This window comes from Frigoribacterium sp. PvP121, assembly GCF_017833115.1.
GTDB classification, from domain to species: Bacteria; Actinomycetota; Actinomycetes; order Actinomycetales; family Microbacteriaceae; genus Frigoribacterium; species Frigoribacterium endophyticum.
This window is the reverse complement of record NZ_JAFIBR010000001.1, coordinates 3,230,996-3,251,418: the sequence shown is the minus strand read 5'-3', so window position 1 is coordinate 3,251,418 and position 20,423 is coordinate 3,230,996. Positions and strand designations below refer to the sequence as shown.

Sequence of the window (20,423 nt, the reverse complement as noted above, 5' to 3'; positions counted from 1 at the left end):
CGCCTCCCTCGGTCGTTTGCCGAACCGATCCGTTCGTGGCACCATCGAGGAGTCCTCACCTCGGGGCGGTTCAGGGTCCGTGGCGAGGGCCCGTCGCGGGGTCGCCCCCCGGCCCCGCGACGGCTCTCCCGCCCCGGGCGGAGGCGCGGGCCCGGTCGATGGGGCAGGATCGAGTCACCATGTCGCCCGCTCCCACCGCCCCGCTCGCCGCTCTGCTGCCCGCGACCCCGGGAGCGTCCTCGTACGACCCCGACGTCGCCTACACCTCGTTCGTCGAGTGGGCGGAGAGCCGCGGGCTGCCCCTGTACCCCGCGCAGGACGAGGCCATGATGGAGCTCGTCTCGGGCGCCTCCGTCGTCCTCAGCACGCCGACCGGCACCGGCAAGTCGCTCGTCGCCGCGGGGGCGCACTTCGTGGCGCTGAGCCAGGGGCGGCGCACGTACTACACGGCGCCGATCAAGGCCCTGGTGAGCGAGAAGTTCTTCGCGCTGGTCGAGCTGTTCGGCGCCGAGAACGTGGGCATGGTGACGGGCGACTCGTCGGTCAACCACGACGCCCCGATCATCTGCTGCACCGCCGAGATCCTCGCCAACCTCGCGCTCCGCGAGGGGCCGGGCGCCGAGGTCGACCAGGTCGTCATGGACGAGTTCCACTTCTACGGCGACCAGACGCGCGGCTGGGCCTGGCAGGTGCCCCTGCTGCTGCTGCCCCGGGCGCAGTTCCTGCTGATGTCGGCGACGCTCGGCGACGTCACGCGCATCACCGACGACCTCGCCCGCCGCACGGGCCGGCCCGTCGCCCGCGTCACCGGCGTCGAGCGCCCCGTGCCCCTGCACTACTCGTACGCGCAGACCCCCGTGCAGGAGACCGTCGAGGAGCTCCTCTCGACCGGCGAGGCCCCGGTCTACGTCGTGCACTTCTCGCAGGCCGCCGCGCTCGAGCGGGCGCAGGCGCTGTCGAGCATCAAGGTCGCGACGCGTGAGCAGCGCGACGAGATCGCCGAGCTGATCGGCGGGTTCCGGTTCAGCACCGGCTTCGGCAAGACCCTCGGCCGGCTCGTGCGGTCGGGCATCGGCGTGCACCACGCGGGCATGCTGCCCAAGTACCGGCGACTCGTCGAGCAGCTCGCCCAGCGCGGCCTGCTCCGCGTCATCTGCGGCACCGACACCCTCGGCGTCGGCATCAACGTGCCGATCCGCACGGTGCTGCTGACCGCGCTGACGAAGTTCGACGGCACGCGCATGCGCCAGCTCAGCGCCCGCGAGTTCCACCAGGTGGCCGGTCGGGCGGGCCGCGCCGGCTACGACACCTCCGGCACCGTCGTGCTGCAGGCGCCCGAGCACGAGATCGACAACCTGAAGGCCATCGAGAAGGCCGGCGACGACCCGAAGAAGAAGCGCAAGATCGTGCGCAAGAAGGCCCCCGAGGGCTTCGTCTCGTGGGGCGAGCCGAGCTTCCACAAGCTGATCGCCGCCGAGCCCGAGCCCCTCGTGTCGCACCTGCAGGTCACGCACGCGATGCTGCTCAACGTCATCGGCCGCGGCGGCGACGTGTTCGCGAACGTCCGCTCGCTCGTCTTCGACAACCACGAGCCGCTCGCGAAGCAGTACGCGATGGCCCGGCAGGCGATCTCGATCTACCGCACGCTCCGCACCGCGGAGGTCGTCGTGCAGGAGCCCGGCGTCGACGGCGCCGCGCCGACCATCCGCCTCACCGTCGACCTGCAGGCGAACTTCGCCCTCAACCAGCCGCTCTCGCCGTTCGCGCTCGCGACGTTCGAGGTGCTCGACCGCGAGTCGCCGACGTACGCCCTCGACGTCGTCTCGGTCATCGAGGCGACCCTCGACGACCCGCGGCCCATCCTCTCCCAGCAGCAGTACAAGGCCCGCGGCGAGGCCGTCGCGGCGATGAAGCAGGAGGGCATCGAGTACGACCAGCGCATGGAGCTGCTCGAGGAGGTCACGCACCCCAAGCCCCTCGACGAGCTGCTCACGGCCCTGTTCGAGACCTACGCGGCGTCGCAGCCCTGGATCGGCGACTTCGCCCTCAGCCCGAAGTCGGTCGTGCGCGACCTGTACGAGCGGGCCATGACGTTCGGCGACTACGTCGGCTTCTACGGCCTGGCCCGGTCGGAGGGTCTCGTGCTGCGCTACCTCTCGGACGCGTTCCGCGCCCTGCGGCAGACGGTGCCCGACGAGGCCAAGACCGACGAGCTCGCCGACCTGATCGAGTGGCTGGGCGAGCTGGTGCGCCAGGTCGACTCGAGCCTCCTCGACGAGTGGGAGGAGATGCTGAACCCCCGAGAGGCCGAGGCCCACGACGAGATCGTGCCGCCGGTGCTCCGTCGCTTCACGGCGAACGACCGGGCGTTCCGCATCGCGGTGCGCAACGAGATGTTCCGCCGGGTGCAGCTCATGGCCCGCGACGACGCCGAGGCCCTCGGCCAGCTCGACGCGTCGTCGGGCTGGGACGTCGACCGCTGGGGCGAGGCCCTCGACCGCTACTTCGACGAGTACGACACGATCGGCACCGACACCGACGCGCGCGGCCCGCACATGCTCCAGGTCGAGCAGCTGCCGAGCGTCTGGCGGGTCCGCCAGGTGCTCGCCGACCCCGAGGGCGACCACGACTGGGGCATCTCGGCCGTGGTCGACCTGGCCTCGAGCGACGAGCGCGGGGAGGCGGTGGTCACCGTCACGACCGTCGGTCCCGCCTCCGAGCGGGCTCGGTCGACGGCCGTCGAGGAGTAGCATCGTCGCTGGCCGCGGCACCCCGCAGGCCACCCCGGAGCGACCCTCCGACGCACCGCCCGCAGCACCACCGTGCTCCGCTCCACGAGGAGGACCCATGTCCCGTCTGTCCGGCAAAGTCGCGATCGTCACCGGAGCCGCCTCGGGCATCGGGGAGGCGATCGTGCGCCGCTTCGCGGACGAGGGCGCGCGCGTCGTCGCCACCGACATCCTCGACGGCTCGGCCGTCGCGGCCGAGGCCGGCGCGGAGTTCATCCAGCACGACGTCGCCAACGGCGGCGACTGGAAGCGCGTGATGGACCGCATCGCCGACCACTACGGGCGCCTCGACGTGCTGGTCAACAACGCGGGCATCGTCTCGGGCCAGTCGATCGACGTGACGCAGCTCGAGAGCTGGAACAGGGTCTTCGCCGTCAACGTCACGGGCGTGATGCTCGGCACGCGCTTCGCCATCGAGCAGATGCGCGCGAACCCGGGGTCGTCGGGCGGGTCGATCATCAACCTGGCCCCGGCCACGTCCTTCCTCGGCTTCGGCGACGACGCGGCCTACACCGCGAGCAAGCACGCGCTGGTGGGCCTCACCCGCTCGAGCGCCGCGCACGCCGCGCAGGAGGGCTGGGACATCCGGATCAACTCCCTGCACCCGGGCCCGACCGACACCGCGCTCTTCCGGCGCCAGGTCGAGGCGCAGCCCGCGCTGCTCGACGCGTTCAAGACGATGAGCCCGCGCGGCCGCCTGGCCATGCCGGAGGAGGTCGCGGGCCTCGCGCTGCACCTCGCCTCCGACGACTCGGCCTTCTCGACCGGCGCGCAGTTCGTCGTCGACGGCGGGCTGTCGAGCACCCACCCCTCGATGTAGCGGCGGGCGCCCCTGCCCGGGGCGCGTGACGTGACGACGGCCCCGCAGCGCGTGCTGCGGGGCCGTCGTCGTGAGGGGGGGAGGCGCGGGGCGCGGCCTAGAAGAGCGTCGCCGGCGGCTCCGGGGGAGCGGCGACCGGGGAGGTCCTCGCGACCGGAGCACCCGGCCAGCCCGGCCCGCTCGGCACGTCGCTGCGGTTCTGGAACGCCGTCGCGGCCCCGCGGGCACGGACGTCGGCGGCCTCGTTCATCTCGTGGCCGACGTGGCCGCGGACCCACTCGAAGGTGACCGCTCGCCCCGCGAGGGCGGCGTCGAGCTCCTTGAGGATCTCGACGTTGAGCACGGGCTTGCCGTCGGCCTTGCGCCAGCCCTTGCGCTTCCAGCCCGGCATCCACTCGGTGCAGGCCTTGATCGTGTACTGGCTGTCGCACAGGACGTGCACGGCCTCGTCGGTGCCGGCCGTGGCGCGCAGCAGCTCGAGCACGGCGGTCAGCTCGCCCTGGTTGTTCGTGGCCCGGGGCCAGCCCCCGGCGGCCCAGCGGTCGTCGTCGACGTACCAGGCCCAGCCGGCGGGGCCGGGGTTGCCGAGGGCGGATCCGTCAGCGGCGGCGACGATCGTCATGGGTGCTCCTTGCTCGAGATGTGCGCCCACCACGGTACGCGAGCGGGCGCCGCCCCCTCGACCCGCGCCTCCGGCTCAGCCGTTCGTGTCGGGGTGCGAGCCGGTGCGCTGCCCGGAGTCGAGCGCCGCGACCGCCGCGAGGTCGTCGTCGTCGAGCTCGAAGCCGAACACGTCGATGTTCGAGCGGATGCGCGCCGGCGTCACCGACTTCGGGATGACGACGAGCCCCTGCTGCAGGTGCCAGCGGATCACGACCTGCGCGGTCGAGACGCCGTGCCGCTCGGCGAGGCGGAGCAGGGTCGGGTCGTCGAGGATCCTGCCGCGGGCCAGCGGCGACCAGGCCTGGGTCACGATGCCGTGCGCCGCGGCGAACTCCCGCACCTCGTGCTGCTGCAGCCACGGGTGCACCTCGACCTGGTCGACGACGGGCACGACGTCGGTCTCGCCGAGCAGGCGCTCGAGGTGGTGCACCTGGAAGTTGCTGACGCCGATCGAGCGGGCCCGCCCCTCCTCGCGGATGCGCTCGAGGGCGCGGTACGTCTCGACGTAGCGGTCCTGGGTCGGGGCCGGCCAGTGGATCAGGTAGAGCTCGACGTGGTCGGTGCCGAGGGTCTCGAGGCTGCGGTCGAAGGCGCGCAGGGTCTCGTCGTAGCCGTGGTCGGTGTTCCACACCTTCGTGGTGAGGAAGACGTCGTCGCGGGGCACGCCCGAGGCGCGCATCGCCCGGCCGACGCCGCCCTCGTTGCCGTAGAACGACGCCGTGTCGAGGTGGCGGTAGCCCGCCTCCAGCGCCGTCGCGACGACCGTCTCGGCCTCGTCGTCGGGCACCTTGTAGACGCCGAGCCCCAGCTGGGGGATGGTGGTGCCGTCGTTCAGGGCGAGGGTGGGCGTGTCGATGAGGGCCATCCCTCGATCATGGCACCGGAGTCGCGGGTCAGCTGGGCTGGACGGGCACCGGTTCGGTGTCGGGCAGCGGGCTCGCGTCGCGCCCGCGCAGATCGGGCAGCGAGCGGTGGAAGACGGCGCCCACCACGGCCCCGACGAGCGCGAACACGGCGGCCACCAGCAGGCCGCCCTGGCCGCCGATCCGGTCGATCCAGAAGCCGGCGATCGCGGAGCCGAGGGCGGAGCCGATCAGCTGGCCGGTGCCGGCCCAGCCGTAGGCCTCGGCCGTGTCGCTGAACTTCACGCTCGACGAGACGATCGCGAACATGACGGCCAGGGCCGGGGCGATGCCGACGCCGGCGACGAGCAGGGCGGCGCTGAGCGGCAGGAGCCCGCTGACGAAGACGGCCAGGGTCATGCCGACGAAGACGATCGCGAGGCGGCGGGCCAGCGCCCACGGGCCCACCGGCACGTGGCCGAGGGCGAGGCCGCCGACGAGCGAGCCGAGGGCGAAGACGGCGAGGGCGATGCCCGAGTCGGCGCTGCCCTCGCCGAAGAGGGCGACGACCCCGGCCTCGACGGCCGCGCAGGCGCCGATGAGGAGGAAGCCGGAGGCGGTGGCCAGCAGCACGGTCGGCCGCGCGAGCACCTTGCCGAAGGCGCGCTTGCTGCGCGGGATGCGCACCCGCCCGACCTCGGGCGAGGCGATGAACCAGGCGCCGCCCCCGACGAGGAAGACGGCGGCGAGCCAGATGGCCTCCTGCGTGCCGACCTGCGTGCCGACGAAGGTGGTGATGACCGGGCCGGCGACCCAGATGATCTCCTGGGCGGAGGCGTCGAGGGAGAAGAGGGGGGTCAGCTGCGACGAGTTGACCATCTTCGGGTAGATGGTGCGCACCGCGGGCTGGACGGGAGGCACGCTGAGGCCGGTCACGAAGCCGAGCGCCATGAAGGCGGGCACGGAGAAGTCGTACAGCGTGAAGGTCACCATCGTGACGAAGCAGACGACGAGGGTGAGCAGCAGGACGGGGCGCATGCCCCAGCGGCCCATCCACCGGCTCGTCAGGGGGCCCGAGATGGCCTGCCCGATGCTCGTCGCGGCGAGCACGAGGCCGGCCGCGGCGTACGAGTGGTGGACGTGCTCGACGTGGAGGAGGAACGCGAGCGAGAGCATCCCGAACGGGAAGCGCGCGGTCAGCTGCGCCGCGATGATGCGGCCGACGCCCGGCGTCTTCAGGAGGGAGGTGTAGGTGCTCACGAGGAGTCGAGTCTACGACCGGCCCACGACACGCCGACGGCCCGAACGGGGGGCACGGGGGCGTGAGTGTCGGTGGTGTGGAGAAAGGTGGGGACAAGCACCGCCGGATCAGGGGATAACCGCCTCGGATCTGTTCACAACCTGTGGGCGGGGCTGTGGATAATGACAACCGTGTAACACCGCATCTAGTTGGTGGCTCCAGTCCCAGCCACAAGATGTAGTATCGACGAGTCGCCGCAGGCACTGAGCCTGCAGCCCCAGAACTGCTCCAGAACCACCGCGTCCGACCCCCGGGTCGGCCCACAACACAGGGGATCCCATGGCCATCACCGTCTACACCAAGCCGTCCTGCGTCCAGTGCACCGCGACCTACCGTGCGCTCGACAACAAGGGCATCGAGTACGACGTGCTCGACGTCACCGCCGACGAGGCCGCGCTCGAGACCGTCAAGGCCCTCGGGTACCTGCAGGCCCCCGTCGTGATCGCCGACGACGACCACTGGAGCGGCTTCCGCCCCGACAAGATCGCCGGCCTGGCCGCCCGCATCTCCTGACCCGCGCCTCCCGGGCCGCGGTCGCCGACGAGACAGGAGGCTCGCCTCACATGACGAACCTCGTCTACTTCTCGAGCGTCTCCGGCAACACCCACCGCTTCGTCATGAAGCTGGGCGTGCCGGCCGAGCGCATCCCGCTGTTCCCCTCGGAGCAGCCGCTCCACGTCAGCGACCCCTATGTGCTCGTCCTGCCGACGTACGGCGGGGGCGAGGGCCGGGGCGCCGTGCCGAAGCAGGTCATCCGCTTCCTCAACGACGAGGGCAACCGCTCCCTCATCAGGGGCGTCGTGGCCGCGGGCAACACGAACTTCGGTGAGGGCTACTGCCTGGCCGGCGACATCGTCGCCGCCAAGTGCGACGTGCCCCTCCTCTATCGATTCGAGGTCTTCGGGACTCCCGACGACGTCACAGCCGTAAGAACTGGATTGGAAGAATTTTGGACACAGCAGTCGATGACCTCGAAGTGATCGCCGCCCCGGGGCAGGGTCTCAGCTCCGGGATGGACTACCACTCCCTGAACGCGATGCTGAACCTCTACGGCCCGTCCGGCGAGATCCAGTTCGAGAAGGACCGCGAGGCGGCGAAGCAGTACTTCCTGCAGCACGTCAACCAGAACACGGTCTTCTTCCACAACCTGCGCGAGCGCCTCGACTACCTCGTCGAGAACGAGTACTACGAGCTCGCCACCATCGAGCAGTACGACTTCTCCTTCATCGAGAAGCTGAACGACCTCGCCTACTCGAAGAAGTTCCGCTTCCAGACCTTCCTCGGCGCGTTCAAGTACTACACCTCGTACACGCTCAAGACGTTCGACGGCAAGCGCTACCTCGAGCGCTTCGAAGATCGGGTGGTCATGACGGCCCTCGGCCTCGCCCAGGGCGACGAGCAGCTCGCGATCGACCTGGTGGAGGAGATCATCGGCGGCCGCTTCCAGCCGGCCACCCCGACCTTCCTCAACACCGCGAAGGCCCAGCGTGGCGAGCTCGTCAGCTGCTTCCTGCTGCGCATCGAAGACAACATGGAGTCGATCTCGCGCGGCATCAACTCGTCGCTGCAGCTCTCGAAGCGCGGCGGCGGCGTCGCCCTCTCGCTCTCGAACATCCGTGAGGCCGGCGCCCCGATCAAGCAGATCGAGAACCAGTCGTCGGGCATCATCCCCGTCATGAAGCTCCTCGAAGACAGCTTCAGCTACGCGAACCAGCTCGGTGCCCGTCAGGGCGCGGGGGCCGTGTACCTCAGCGCGCACCACCCCGACATCATGCGGTTCCTCGACACGAAGCGTGAGAACGCCGACGAGAAGATCCGCATCAAGACGCTCTCCCTCGGCGTCGTCGTGCCCGACATCACGTTCGAGCTCGCCAAGAACAACGAGGACATGTACCTCTTCTCGCCGTACGACGTCGAGAAGATCTACGGCGTCCCCTTCGGCGACGTCCCGATCAGCGAGAAGTACCGCGAGATGGTGGCCGACGGCCGCATCAAGAAGACCAAGATCAAGGCCCGCGACTTCTTCCAGACGATCGCGGAGATCCAGTTCGAGTCGGGCTACCCCTACATCGTGTTCGAAGACACCGTCAACGCGGCGAACCCGATCAAGGGCCGCATCAACATGTCGAACCTGTGCTCGGAGATCCTGCAGGTCAACACCCCGACCACGTTCAACGAGGACCTCTCGTACAACGAGATCGGGAAGGACATCTCCTGCAACCTCGGGTCGATGAACATCGCCCTGGCGATGGACGCCCCCGACTTCGGCAAGACGGTCGAGACGGCCATCCGCGGCCTCAGCGCCGTCAGCGACATGAGCCACATCCAGTCGGTGCGCTCGATCGAGGTCGGCAACGACCAGTCGCACGCCATCGGCCTCGGCCAGATGAACCTCCACGGCTACCTGGCGCGTGAGCGCGTGCACTACGGCAGCGAAGAGGCGATCGACTTCACGAACATCTACTTCTACACGGTGCTGTTCCACGCCCTGCGGGCCTCGAACACCATCGCGATCGAGCGGGGCGTGACCTTCGGCGGCTTCGAGGACAGCAAGTACGCCTCCGGCGAGTTCTTCGACAAGTACACCGAGCAGGCGTGGGTTCCGGCGACCGAGCGCGCCGCGGGCCTGTTCGCCGCCTCCGGCGTCGCGATCCCGACCCAGGCCGACTGGCTCGCCCTCAAGGCCAGCGTCATGGAGCACGGCCTGTACAACCAGAACCTGCAGGCGGTGCCCCCGACCGGCTCGATCTCGTACATCAACCACTCGACGTCGTCGATCCACCCGATCGCGTCGAAGATCGAGATCCGCAAGGAGGGCAAGCTCGGCCGCGTCTACTACCCGGCGCCGTTCATGACGAACGACAACCTGGAGTACTACACCGACGCGTACGAGATCGGCCCCGAGAAGATCATCGACACCTACGCCGCGGCGACGCAGCACGTCGACCAGGGCCTCTCGCTGACCCTGTTCTTCAAGGACACCGCGTCGACCCGCGACATCAACAAGGCGCAGATCTACGCATGGCGCAAGGGCATCAAGACGATCTATTACATCCGTCTGCGCCAGCTCGCGCTCGAGGGCACCGAGGTCGACGGCTGCGTCAGCTGCATGCTCTAGTGCTCGTCGCCGTGCCGCTCCTGCGGCGCGGCACCCGGCGGGGGCCGGTCTCGACGACCGGCCCCCGCCTCCCGAACTGAGAACCACGGCACCACCCGACGGAAGAGACGACATGACCATCACCGACAAGATCAACAGCGTCGCCGGCGACCCGGTGCACGCCACCGGCAAGTCGATCCCGCTGATCAAGTCGGTCAGTGCGATCAACTGGAACCGCATCCAGGACGACAAGGACGTCGAGGTCTGGAACCGGTTGGTCAACAACTTCTGGCTGCCCGAGAAGATCCCGCTGTCGAACGACGTGCAGTCGTGGAACACCCTCACGCCGGAGGAGCAGCAGCTCACGATGCGCGTGTTCACGGGCCTCACGCTGCTCGACACCATCCAGGGCACCGTCGGCGCGATCAGCCTCATCCCCGACGCGATCACCCCGCACGAGGAGGCCGTCTACACGAACATCGCGTTCATGGAGTCGGTGCACGCCAAGAGCTACTCGTCGATCTTCTCGACCCTCGCGTCGACCCCCGAGATCGACGACGCCTTCCGCTGGTCGGTCGAGAACCCGAACCTGCAGAAGAAGGCACAGATCGTGCTCGACTACTACACGGGCGACGACCCGCTGAAGCGCAAGGTCGCCTCGACGCTGCTCGAGTCGTTCCTGTTCTACAGCGGCTTCTACCTGCCGATGTACTGGTCGTCGCGGGCGAAGCTCACCAACACGGCCGACCTGATCCGCCTCATCATCCGCGACGAGGCCGTGCACGGGTACTACATCGGCTACAAGTTCCAGAAGGGGCTCGAGGGAGCCTCGGAGGAGCGCAAGCAGGAGATCAAGGACTACACGTTCAACCTCCTCTTCGAGCTCTACGAGAACGAGATCCAGTACACGCAGGATCTCTACGACGGCGTCGGCCTGACGGAGGACGTCCGCAAGTTCCTGCACTACAACGCCAACAAGGCGCTGATGAACCTCGGCTACGAGCCGATGTTCCCGAAGGACGCCACCGACGTGAACCCGGCGATCCTGTCGGCCCTCTCGCCGAACGCCGACGAGAACCACGACTTCTTCTCCGGGTCGGGCTCGTCGTACGTCATCGGCAAGGCCGTCAACACGGAGGACGAGGACTGGGACTTCTAACCCCTCCCCGCACGCGCCACGAAGGGCGCCGGCTCCGGCCGGCGCCCTTCGTCGTGCCCCGTGTCTCCACCGGCGCGGCGGGTTCGCGTCCCTCTGGGCGGGTCGGCGCCCGCCCGCCCACGAGGACGCGGACCCGCCGCACCGCGGCCCGCGCACCGTCAGGGCGTGGTGGGGCCCGGCTCGGGGGCGGAAGCGGCGGCCGGGGCGGTCCGCTGCGCCTGCAGGGCGGTGCGCACCGCGGCCAGGCCGACCCGCACCTCCTCGAAGCTGGTCGAGAGCGGCGACAGGCCGATGCGCAGCCCGTCGGGGTTGCGGAAGTCGGGCACCACGCCCTGCTCCCAGAGCGTCGCGACCACCTCGCGGAACGCCGCGTGCCGGATCATCACGTGGCTGCCCCGCTGCGACGGGTCGCGGGGGCTCGCGACCTCGACGTCGAGCGGCACCAGCCACGCGTCGACGAGCTCGAGGGCGTACTCGGTGAGCGCGACCGACTTGGCACGGACAGCCTCCACCCCGGCCTCGTCGACCAGGTCGAGCATGTCCTGCATCGCGAGCATCCCGACCACCGGCGGGGTGCCGCTGATGAACCGACGGATGCCCGGCGACGCGGTGTACCCGTCGGCCATCGCGAAGACGTCGGCGGCGCCCATCCAGCCCTGGATCGGCTGGTCCAGCTCCGCGATCAGGTCGGCCCGGGCGTAGAGGAACGCCGGCGCCCCCGGCCCGCCGTTGAGGTACTTGTACGTGCAGCCCACCGCGATGTCGACTCCCCACGCGTCGAGCTGCATCGGCACCACGCCCACCGAGTGGCAGAGGTCGGCGACGAGCAGGGCCCCCGCCTCCCGCACCACGGCCGCGATGGCGTCGAGGTCGGCGACGAACGCCGACCGGTACGACACGTGGTTGACCAGCACGACCGCCGTGTCGGGCCCCAGCACCGGCGCGAGCAGCTCAGGCGTCACGCCGAGGGCCGGGTCGACCGACACCCAGCGCACGACGGCACCCCGCTCGCGCGCGATGCCCTCGACGACGAAGCGGTCGGTCGGGAACTGGTCGTCGTCGATGACGATCTCGTGCCGGTCGGGCCGCGCCGCGAGGGCGGCCCGGATCGCCTTGTACAGCAGCACCGTCGTCGAGTCGCCGACGACCGTCTGGCCGGGCGCCGCGCCGAGCGCCACGGCACCGATGCGATCGCCGACCTCGGTGGGGAGGGCCATCCAGCGCTCGTCCCACGAACGGATCAGCCGGGTCCCCCAGTCGTGCCGCAGCAGCTGCTCGACGCGGGGCCCCGTCGCGAGCAGCGGCCGCCCCAGCGAGTTGCCGTCGAGGTACGAGACCACGTCGCCCGCGGGCACGAACCTCGCGACCAGGGCGGCGAGCGGGTCGGCCGCGTCGTGCGGCGCCGACGGCAGGTCGTCGACGCCGGCGGGGGAGGCGGCGGAGGCGGGCGAGGCCGAGGAGTAGGGGGAGGCGTCGGTCATCGGGTCTTCTCCAGCAGGGTGTCGGGGGTGAGCACGGAGGCGGTGGCCAGCCACGCGGGAGCGTCGCCGTCGGGGCCCGGCGGCGCGGTGGGGATCCACGACGCCCGGCGCGACCAGTGGCGGCCGTCGCTGCCCGCGTCGAGGGTGTCGTCGCTGCCGAGCGCCCGGAGCAGCTCGTCGAGGCCGAGCCCCGCGCGCTGCAGCGCCCGCAGCTCCCGCTCGTTGACGCCCACGGGCAGGTCGCCGTTGCCGAGGTCGGTGCCGTAGAGCACGTGCCCGCCGGCCGCCCGGAACCTCGCGAGGTTCGTGACGGCGATCTCGTGCTCCGCGCCTCCCCGGCCGTGGCCGTGGATGTCGAGCGTGCTGATCCACGTGCCGTCGGCGGCACGGTCGACGAGGTCGTCGGTCAGCACCTCGCTGAAGGGGGTGTGCGCGAAGCGCAGCAGGCCGGAGTCGAGGGCACGGCGCACCTGCCCGAGGCCCTGCACGTGGGCGACCGTGAGCAGCTGCACGTCGTCGGCGGCCTCCGCGATCGCCTCGAGCAGCGCCCGGTCGAGCACCGGCCCGACGTCGCCGTTGAGCGCGACCTTGATCACCGACGCCCCGAGGTCGCGCATCCGTCGCACCTCGCGGTGCGCGTCGACCGTGCTCGCGATCGGCACCGCGGCGGTGGCGGGCGCCCAGCCGGCCCGGCTCGGGTAGCCGCCCGGGGTGCCGAGCAGGCCGCCCGCCACCTGGACCTCGGGCCAGGCGTCGTCCATCCGGCCGTGCTCGGGCCAGAGGGAGGCCTCGTCCGGGTCCCAGCCGAGGTCGAGCACGCGGGCGATGCCGCCCGGCCCGAGCTGCGTCGGGTCGACCAGGCCGAGGTGCACGTGCGAGTCGGTGAAGGGCGAGAGCAGCGTGCCGGGCAGGTGCGGCAGCGCCGCCGAGGTCGCGGGGTCGGGGCTGCCGAAAAGGTGCAGGCCCTCGCGCGTGGCCCGCACGACCGACGGCCCGCGCCAGCGGCCCGACCACACGTGGTCGACCGTGACGAGCAGGGCCTCCGGGGTCATGACCCCACCGTACGGGCCCCGCCCGTGCCGCGGCTCAGCCGAGCAGCACGGCCCGGCTGAGCCGCGTCACGTACGGCAGGCGGATGAGGTCGACGCCCCGGGTGTCGGGGTGCGTGTCGAGCAGCGCGCCGACGTCGCGCAGCACCTGCGCGCGGTCGTCGTCCGACAGGGTGATGACGTAGCTGCGCGAGGCGATCATCGCGAGGAACTCGTCGCGCTCGAGCTCGTGCACCCACTCGACGTCGTGCCGCTCGACCTCGCCGAACGGCGCCCCGACCACGGGCGCCTCCGACTGCATGTCGCGCTCGGCGGGCTGGTTCAGCACACGGCTGAGGGCGGCGAGCCACGGCACCGACTCGTCACGGATGTTCCAGAGCAGCCCGAGGGTGCCGCCCGGCCGCAGCACGCGGGCGACCTCGGGCACGGCCACCACGGGGTCGACCCAGTGCCAGGCCTGGGCGACGAGCACGGCGTCGACCGAGTCGTCGGCGAGCGGCATGCTCTCGGCGCTGCCGGCGAGCGACCGGGCCCGCGGCTCGACGCGCTCGAGGATCTCGCGCATGCCCGCGCTCGGCTCGACGGCCACGACCTCGTCGACCTGCTCGAGCAGCACGCGGGTCAGCTTGCCCGTGCCGGCCCCGAGGTCGACGACGTCGCGGGCGCCGCGCGGCAGCAGCCACTCGACGGCCTCCCGGGGGTAGGAGGGGCGGCCGCGTTCGTAGACGTCGGCGGCCAGGCCGAAGGAGGCGGCGTGCAGCGCGAGCACGTCGGCCGGGTCGGCGGGAGCGTCGGCGGTGTCAGGTAGGTGATGCGTCACCAGGTCACTGTCGCACGACTCAGAACGTCACACGCGAACGTTACGACGAGGGGAGGGGCGAGCATGGTCGTCATGACTCAGACACCTCCGCTGCGCGTCGTCGCCGTGTCGGGAACGCTCAGCACGCCCAGCAAGACCGACGCCCTGGTCGACGCGATCCTCGACGAGCTCGCCCTCGTCATGCCGATCGAGCGGCACGTCATCCGGGTCAGCGAGCTCGGTCCGCTCTTCGCCGGGGCGCTCACCCGCGACCAGCTCGACGCGCGGGTCGAGGGCGAGCTGCGGGCCATCGAGGGGGCCGACCTGCTGATCGCGGCCTCGCCGGTCTACCGCGCCTCCTTCACGGGCCTGTTCAAGCACCTCTTCGACTTCGTCGAGCAGTACGCGCTCGTCGACGTGCCGGTGCTGCTGGCCGCCACGGGCGGCAGCGAGCGCCACGCGCTCATCCTCGAACACTCGCTGCGGCCGCTCTTCGGCTTCTTCCAGGCGCTGACCCTCCCGCTCGGCGTCTACGCGCACGCCAGCGACTTCACCGACCGCCGCGTGACGGCGCCCCTGCTGCAGGAGCGCATCCGCAACGCCATCGCCCGCGGGCTGCCCCTGATCCGCTCGAGCACCGCCGAGAAGCGCCGCATCGAGGAGTCGCTGAGCGGCACCGCCCTCGACGCCGCCGACGACCTGCGCGACGTCGACCTGCGCGCCCGCGAGCTCGACGCCACGGTGCCCACCCGGCTGTACAGCTGACCGCCGAGATATCCTGGTCGGCATGCCCGACACGCCCCCTCGCGACATCGCCGTCGCCCGCTCCGAGATCCGCGACGACGAGGCCAAGCGCATGATCGGCCTGGTCGCCGCCGCCGACCTCACCGAGCGCGCCGGCCGCTGGGTCGCCGACGGGGTCGACGACGACGCGGCCCGGGCCCTCGCGGCCGGGGCGGGCCTCGGCGAGGAGGCGCGGCTGGCGCTCCTGGAGAGGCTCGCGGCCTCGCAGGGCCTCGCCTTCGACAGCGTGCGCGCGGCCCGTGCCCACCACGGCGAGGCCGTGATCCGCTCGATGACGGCGGCCAGCGCGTCGGCCGACTCGCTGTCGTTCTCGAACACCTTCAGCGACACCATCGAGGAGTCGGTGCGCGACTCCATCTCCCGGCTCTTCCCGCGCCGCAAGTAGCGTCCCGGGCCGACGCCCGACGCCCCACGGCCCGTGGCCCACGGGCACAGCCCACGACCCACGAGCGAGGGCCGGCACCGGGCTCACGCCCCGGCACCGGCCCTCGTCCCCTCCCGGGGTCGGCGCGCTCCCTACGCCGTGCCGACCTCGAGCTCCACGACGGCCCACGACAGGGCGGGCAGCGTGAGACGGGCGACGCCGCCGTCCACGCTGACGCCGTCGAGCGGCACGAGGCCCACGGCGTCCTGCACCTGCTCGGTGTTGCTCGTGAAGCGGTCCCCGCCCTCGGGCACCGTCAGCAGCTCGGCCCGGGTGACGCGGGCGCCCGAGAAGCCGCGGAGGGCGACCTCGACGTCCGCCGCCTCCTCGAGGCCCCGGTTGGCGAGGAAGAACGCGACGCGCCCGGACTCCTCGTCCCAGGTGGCGCTGACGTCGACGAGGTCGGCGTCGCCGTACTTCGGGGTGTCGATCTTGTCGCTCGTCACCACGGTGCGGAGGATCTCGCCGCGGGCGAGCGCCGCCATGCGGGCGAACGGCCAGAAGATCGTCTGGCGCCAGGCCGGCCCGCCCTGCTCGCTGCGGATGGGGGCGATGACGTTGACGAGCTGCGCCTGGTTGGCGATCTTCACCCGGTCGCCGTGGCGCAAGAGCGAGTTGAGGAAGGTGCCGACGACGACCGCGTCGGTGACGTTGTACTGGTCCTCGATGAGGCGCGGGTGCTCGACCCAGCCCTTCGAGACGTTGTGGGGCTGGTCGTCGGTGTCGAGGCCCGTCTGGTACCAGACGTTCCACTCGTCGAACGAGATGTCGACCTGCTTCCGGTGCTTGCCCGCGGCCTTGACGCCGTCGATGGTCGGGACGACCTCCTCGATGAAGGCGTCCATGTCGACGGCCGTGGCGAGGAAGCTCGTGGCGTCGCCGTCGTGCTCCTGGTAGTACGCGTGCATCGAGACGTAGTCGACCTCGTCGTACGCGTGGGTGAGCACCTCGTGCTCCCACGAGCCGAAGGTCGGCATGTTCCGGCCCGAGCTGCCGACGGCGACGAGCTCGATGGTCGGGTCGACGAACTTCATCGCCTTGGCGGCCTCCTGGGCGAGGCGGCCGTACTCCCCGGCCGTCTTGTGGCCGATCTGCCACGGGCCGTCGAGCTCGTTGCCGAGGCACCAGAGCTTGATGTCGAACGGGTCCTTCGCTCCGTTGGCGATGCGACGGTCGCTGAGGGCCGTGCCGCCGGGGTGGTTGGCGTACTCGACGAGCTCCCGGGCCGCGTCGACGCCGCGGGTGCCGAGGTTGACGGCCTCCATGACCTCGGTGCCGGCCAGCGCGCTCCACTCGACGAACTCGTGCAGGCCGAACGCGTTGGTCTCGACCGTGTGCCACGCGCCGTCGAGGCGGCGGGGGCGCTGGTCGACCGGCCCGACGCCGTCCTCCCAGTTGTAGCCCGAGACGAAGTTGCCGCCGGGGTAGCGGATGACGGTGGCGCCGAGCTCCTTCGTCAGCTCGAGCACGTCGTGGCGGAAGCCCTTCTCGTCGGCGGTCTCGTGGCCGGGCTCGTAGATGCCGGTGTAGACGCACCGGCCCATGTGCTCGACGAACGAGCCGAACAGGCGGCGGGGCACGGGGCCGACGACGAACTCGCGGTCGACGGTGATGCGGGCGGTGCTCATGCGGTTATCTCCTGGTGATGGGGGACGGCGATCTGGCGGGGGGACGGTCGGAGGGGGAGCGGGGGAGGCGCGGGGCCGGGCGAGCGGGGAGTCACTGCCCGCCGAACCCGGTGGTCGAGATGCCCTTGATGATCTGGCGCTGGAAGAAGAGGAACACGAGGATCAGCGGCAGGGCGGCGAGGATCGCCGCGGCCATGTTCTGGGCGTACTGGATGCCGTAGGCGCTCTTGATGGTCTGCAGGCCGACGGGGAGCGTCAGCAGCGACGCGTCGTTGGTGACGATGAACGGCCAGAGGAAGTTGTTCCACGCGCCGATGAACACGAAGATCGAGACCGCGCCGAGGATGGGCCGCGAGAGCGGCAGCAGGATCGTGAAGAAGACGCGGACGCGCCCCGCCCCGTCGACGCGGGCGGCGTCCTCCAGCTCGATCGGCACCTGGTCGAAGAACTTCTTGAGCACGAAGACCATGGCGGGCGCGATCGCCTGCGGCAGGATGATGCCCCAGTACGTGTCGACCATGTTGAACGCGAGCATCTGGTAGAAGAGCGGCACGATCAGCACCTGCGGCGGCACGATGATCGAGGCGATCGTCGCGACGTAGAGCCACTTCTTGCCTCGGAAGTCGAGGCGCGAGAACGCGTAGGCGACGAGCGCCGACGTCGCGACGACGATGAGCGTGATGACGATCGACGTGAACAGGCTGTTGAACAGCCAGGTCGGGATGTTGCCCTGGTCGAGGATCGCCCGGTACGCGTCGAGGGTGAAGCCCCCGGCCGGCAGCCAGGTCTGCGGCGTCGCCGCGGCGTCGGCCTCGCTCTTGAAGGAGGTGGCGAGCGACCAGAGGAAGGGGATGAGCCACAGCGCGGCCATCACCACGAGGATGACGATGCTGACGACGCTCATCACGCCGAAGCGCGACTGGCCGGGCTTGTGCGGGGCGCGTTCGCGGCCGCGGCGGGCGGTCGGGGCGCGGAGGTCGCCGGTGGGGGCGAGGGCCGGTGCGGTCACTTCTGGGCTCCCTTGCGGTTGCGGGCCGTGGCCGCGAACTGCGCGATCGAGATCACGACGATGACGGCGAAGAAGATGTACGAGATGGCGCTGGAGTAGCCGAAGCGGTAGCCGGTGAATCCGGTCTCGAAGATGTACTGCACGGTCGAGCGGGTCGTGCCGGCCGGGCCGCCGTTGGTCATCTGGTAGATCTGGTCGAAGACCTTGAGCGAGGCGAGCACCTGGAGGATGACGATCAGGCCGGTGGTCGGGCCGAGCTGCGGGATCGTGATCGAGACCAGCGAGCGCCAGCGGCCGGCGCCGTCGAGCGAGGCCGCCTCGTACTGCTGGTCGGGGATGTTCTGGAGGGCCGCGAGGTAGAGCAGGAAGTTGAAGCCGACCGTCCACCAGACGGTGGTCGCGACGACGGCGATCATCGCCGTGTCCGGGTCCTGCAGCCAGGCGGGCTGCGGCAGCCCGACCGTCGCCAGCGCCGAGTTGATCGGGCCGAGCGTCGGGCTGTACAGCTGGATCCAGAAGAGCGAAACGACGGTCGACGCCAGCAGGTAGGGCAGGAAGAAGCTGAGGCGCCAGAGCCACTGGCCCGGCAGGCCGGTGTTGACGAGCAGGGCCAGCACGAGGGCGATCACCACGAGCGGGATCCTGCTGAGCACGGTGAACCACAGCGTGTTGAGCATCGAGCGCCACATCGCGCCGTCGGCGAAGGCCTCGGCGTAGTTGGCGAACCCGATCAGCTCGCCGCCCTGGCCGGTGAGGCTCTGGCCCGTGAGGCTCAGCCAGAAGCCGTGCACGAGCGGCCAGACGAGGAAGAGCGCGAAGAGGACCGTGAACGGCGCGGCGAAGCCCCATCCGATCTTGGTGTCTCTCGGCCCGCCGGAGCGGGAGCGCACCCGGGTGCGGGTGCGGCCGGGCGTGGCCGCGCGGTCGGCGTTGGCGGCCGGGGCGGTCACCGTGGTGGTCGTCACAGATCGACTCCTTCGTCGTCGTGCAGGGAGGTGGGGCGGGAGGGGCGGAGCACGGGGAGGCGCGGGCCGGCTCAGACCGGGGCCGGTCGCGACAGCTGGGTCTCCACCCGGGCGACGAAGGCGCGCATGCCCGCGGCCGCGTCGTCCTTCGCGAGGATCACGGACTGGATGCTGTCGAGGAAGTACGTCTGGAAGTCCGACCCGGAGCCCGAGAACCAGGCCGGCGGGTCGTAGTTGAGGTACTGGGCGGCCTCGGCGTAGTGGGACTGCGGCACCAGCGCGGCGTACTCCGGGCTGTCGACGACCGGGCCGTAGGCGGGGATGTGCCCGGCCTCGGCCCACGAGATGCTGTCCTTCAGGATGGTGGAGACCATCCTGTAGACGTCCTCCCGCTTCGCGTCGTCGACCTGGCTCTGCCGCGGCAGCACGAAGGCGTGCGAGTCGGCGTAGACGGCCGGCGTGCCGAAGAGGGTCGGGATGATGCTGGCGTCGTAGGGGATGCCGGCCGCCTCGGCGCTCGGCACCTCCCACACGCCGGTGAAGAGCATCCCGCTCTCGCCGCTGACGAACTCGGCGATGCCGGACTGGATGTCGCTCGCGGTGGCCATCGCGGTGCCGTCGGTCAGCGTCTGCATGAACTCGAGGGCCGTGACCGCGGCGGCCTCGTCGTACTCGACGGTGCCGCCCTCGCGGAGCACCATGTCGGCGCCCTGCTGCTTGTAGAACGTGTAGAACATGCGCCAGAGCTGGGCGCCGTCGTTGAGGTACCCCCACGAGGCGCCGTGCTTGCCGGTGACCGCCTGCATGGCGGCCGCGACCTCGAGGAACTGCTCGGGGCTGCTGATGTCGACGAGGCGGCCGTCGGGCCCGAGGGCCCCGGCATGTTGGGCTATGTCGGTGTTGTACAGCAGGATGAACGGGTGCGAGTCGAGGGCGACCGAGTACAGCTGGTCGCCGTTGAACCCGGCCTTCCAGACCGCGGGGGCGAAGTCCTGCTCGCGCAGGCCGTACGAGGCGAGCTTCTCGATGTCCCACGGGTCGAGCAGCCCGCCGGGCGCGTAGCCCGGCACGCGCGACGCGTGCATGATCGCGACGTCGGGCGCCCGGCCGCCGGCCGAGGCCATGGCGAGCTTCGTGTAGTACGGCGTGCCCCAGGCGAGCACGGTCTGCGTCGCGTGGAACTCGGGGTTCTGCTCGTTGGCCTGGTCGACGAGGGCCGACATCTTGATGCCGTCGCCCCCGCTCAGCAGGTGCCAGAACTTCAGCTGCTCGACGGCCGCTCCGGAGGCGGTGGTCGCGCCGGGCGCACAGCCCGCGAGGCTGCCCACCGCCAGCACGCTCATGATGCCGGCGCCGCCGAGGAGGAGGCTGCGGCGGGAGAGGCCGGCCAGGCCGGTGCGGGCGGGGCCGCCGGGACGGGGCGGGCCGGACAGGGGCTCAGGGGGTGTCATCGGTGGTCACTCCTTCGTGATGCGTCGACTGGGGACAGCATTACATCGTTGTAACGCGAACGCAAGCGTCGATCCGGAGGCGACCCGCGCCTCCCCGGGGCCGCCCGCCGACGACGGAGGGGCCGCCCGCGACGATGCGCGAG

General features: G+C 70.9%; 18 protein-coding genes. 8 read left to right on the top strand and 10 right to left on the bottom strand.

From position 1 onward, the window contains the following. The first annotated feature begins 179 nt into the window (after nt 1-179). Together JOE43_RS15105 and JOE43_RS15100 are read left to right on the top strand one after the other, a co-directional pair. On the top strand, nt 180-2,750 hold the full coding sequence (locus JOE43_RS15105; protein ID WP_209518861.1) for an RNA helicase: 2,571 nt from the start codon (nt 180-182) through the stop codon (nt 2,748-2,750). A gap of 97 nt (nt 2,751-2,847) precedes the next feature. Continuing rightward, a complete protein-coding gene (locus JOE43_RS15100) occupies nt 2,848-3,609 on the top strand; it encodes an SDR family oxidoreductase (protein WP_209518859.1) in 762 nt (253 codons plus the stop codon). A gap of 97 nt (nt 3,610-3,706) precedes the next feature. On the opposite strand, the gene JOE43_RS15095 is transcribed toward JOE43_RS15100, so the two are convergent. The 3 genes from JOE43_RS15095 to JOE43_RS15085 all read right to left on the bottom strand — a co-directional run bounded on the left by JOE43_RS15095 (nt 3,707) and on the right by JOE43_RS15085 (nt 6,374). Beyond that, the gene (locus JOE43_RS15095; protein ID WP_209518857.1) at nt 3,707-4,231 is read right to left on the bottom strand and encodes a ribonuclease H; all 525 of its coding nucleotides are present in this window, start codon (nt 4,229-4,231) and stop codon (nt 3,707-3,709) included. Nucleotides 4,232-4,306: 75 nt separating this feature from the next. Next, nucleotides 4,307-5,137, bottom strand: coding sequence for an aldo/keto reductase (locus JOE43_RS15090; RefSeq protein WP_209518855.1), 831 nt, complete (start codon nt 5,135-5,137; stop codon nt 4,307-4,309). Nucleotides 5,138-5,165: 28 nt separating this feature from the next. After that, nucleotides 5,166-6,374: an MFS transporter gene (locus tag JOE43_RS15085; RefSeq protein WP_056056802.1), complete on the bottom strand. Its 1,209-nt coding sequence runs from the start codon at nt 6,372-6,374 to the stop codon at nt 5,166-5,168. A gap of 319 nt (nt 6,375-6,693) precedes the next feature. On the opposite strand from JOE43_RS15085, the gene nrdH reads away from it, so the two are divergent. The 4 genes from nrdH (at nt 6,694) to nrdF (ending at nt 10,670) form a co-directional block, all read left to right on the top strand. Then, nucleotides 6,694-6,927 carry a glutaredoxin-like protein NrdH gene (gene nrdH, locus JOE43_RS15080; protein ID WP_209518853.1) on the top strand — a complete coding sequence of 78 codons (234 nt, stop codon included), beginning with the start codon at nt 6,694-6,696 and terminating at the stop codon, nt 6,925-6,927. Nucleotides 6,928-6,977: 50 nt separating this feature from the next. Further along, nucleotides 6,978-7,394 (top strand): class Ib ribonucleoside-diphosphate reductase assembly flavoprotein NrdI, encoded by a 417-nt coding sequence (gene nrdI / locus JOE43_RS15075; protein ID WP_056056798.1) that lies wholly within the window; start codon nt 6,978-6,980, stop codon nt 7,392-7,394. Nucleotides 7,395-7,426: 32 nt separating this feature from the next. Continuing rightward, on the top strand, nt 7,427-9,532 hold the full coding sequence (nrdE, locus tag JOE43_RS15070) for a class 1b ribonucleoside-diphosphate reductase subunit alpha (RefSeq protein ID WP_209518851.1): 2,106 nt from the start codon (nt 7,427-7,429) through the stop codon (nt 9,530-9,532). A gap of 112 nt (nt 9,533-9,644) precedes the next feature. Next, entirely contained in the window at nt 9,645-10,670 is a 1,026-nt protein-coding gene (gene nrdF, locus JOE43_RS15065) for a class 1b ribonucleoside-diphosphate reductase subunit beta (RefSeq protein WP_056056795.1), read from the top strand. A 158-nt stretch (nt 10,671-10,828) separates the two neighbouring features. Here the strand turns inward: nrdF and JOE43_RS15060 are convergent, their stop codons facing one another. Genes JOE43_RS15060 through JOE43_RS15050 form a run of 3 tightly spaced genes read right to left on the bottom strand, consistent with a single transcriptional unit; the run spans nt 10,829 to nt 14,020 of the window. Continuing rightward, nucleotides 10,829-12,151: a kynureninase gene (locus JOE43_RS15060; protein ID WP_209518848.1), complete on the bottom strand. Its 1,323-nt coding sequence runs from the start codon at nt 12,149-12,151 to the stop codon at nt 10,829-10,831. Beyond that, nucleotides 12,148-13,203: an amidohydrolase gene (locus JOE43_RS15055; protein WP_209518847.1), complete on the bottom strand. Its 1,056-nt coding sequence runs from the start codon at nt 13,201-13,203 to the stop codon at nt 12,148-12,150. The genes JOE43_RS15060 and JOE43_RS15055 overlap by 4 nt, the downstream gene beginning before the upstream one ends. Before the next feature lie 34 nt (nt 13,204-13,237). Further along, nucleotides 13,238-14,020: a class I SAM-dependent methyltransferase gene (locus JOE43_RS15050; RefSeq protein WP_209518843.1), complete on the bottom strand. Its 783-nt coding sequence runs from the start codon at nt 14,018-14,020 to the stop codon at nt 13,238-13,240. 72 nt (nt 14,021-14,092) lie between these two features. On the opposite strand from JOE43_RS15050, the gene msuE reads away from it, so the two are divergent. Beyond that, on the top strand, nt 14,093-14,764 hold the full coding sequence (gene msuE / locus JOE43_RS15045; RefSeq protein WP_209518841.1) for an FMN reductase: 672 nt from the start codon (nt 14,093-14,095) through the stop codon (nt 14,762-14,764). 22 nt (nt 14,765-14,786) lie between these two features. Then, nucleotides 14,787-15,188, top strand: coding sequence for a hypothetical protein (locus JOE43_RS15040; protein ID WP_209518839.1), 402 nt, complete (start codon nt 14,787-14,789; stop codon nt 15,186-15,188). Between the two features lie 131 nt (nt 15,189-15,319). On the opposite strand, the gene JOE43_RS15035 is transcribed toward JOE43_RS15040, so the two are convergent. The 4 genes from JOE43_RS15035 to JOE43_RS15020 form a co-directional block, all read right to left on the bottom strand. Continuing rightward, on the bottom strand, nt 15,320-16,855 hold the full coding sequence (locus JOE43_RS15035; RefSeq protein ID WP_209518837.1) for an alpha-N-arabinofuranosidase: 1,536 nt from the start codon (nt 16,853-16,855) through the stop codon (nt 15,320-15,322). Nucleotides 16,856-16,946: 91 nt separating this feature from the next. Then, the gene (locus JOE43_RS15030; protein WP_307803404.1) at nt 16,947-17,864 is read right to left on the bottom strand and encodes a carbohydrate ABC transporter permease; all 918 of its coding nucleotides are present in this window, start codon (nt 17,862-17,864) and stop codon (nt 16,947-16,949) included. Next, on the bottom strand, nt 17,861-18,829 hold the full coding sequence (locus tag JOE43_RS15025; protein ID WP_209518836.1) for a carbohydrate ABC transporter permease: 969 nt from the start codon (nt 18,827-18,829) through the stop codon (nt 17,861-17,863). The genes JOE43_RS15030 and JOE43_RS15025 overlap by 4 nt, the downstream gene beginning before the upstream one ends. Nucleotides 18,830-18,900: 71 nt before the next feature. Next, nucleotides 18,901-20,280: an extracellular solute-binding protein gene (locus tag JOE43_RS15020; protein WP_209518834.1), complete on the bottom strand. Its 1,380-nt coding sequence runs from the start codon at nt 20,278-20,280 to the stop codon at nt 18,901-18,903. Nucleotides 20,281-20,423: the final 143 nt, after the last annotated feature.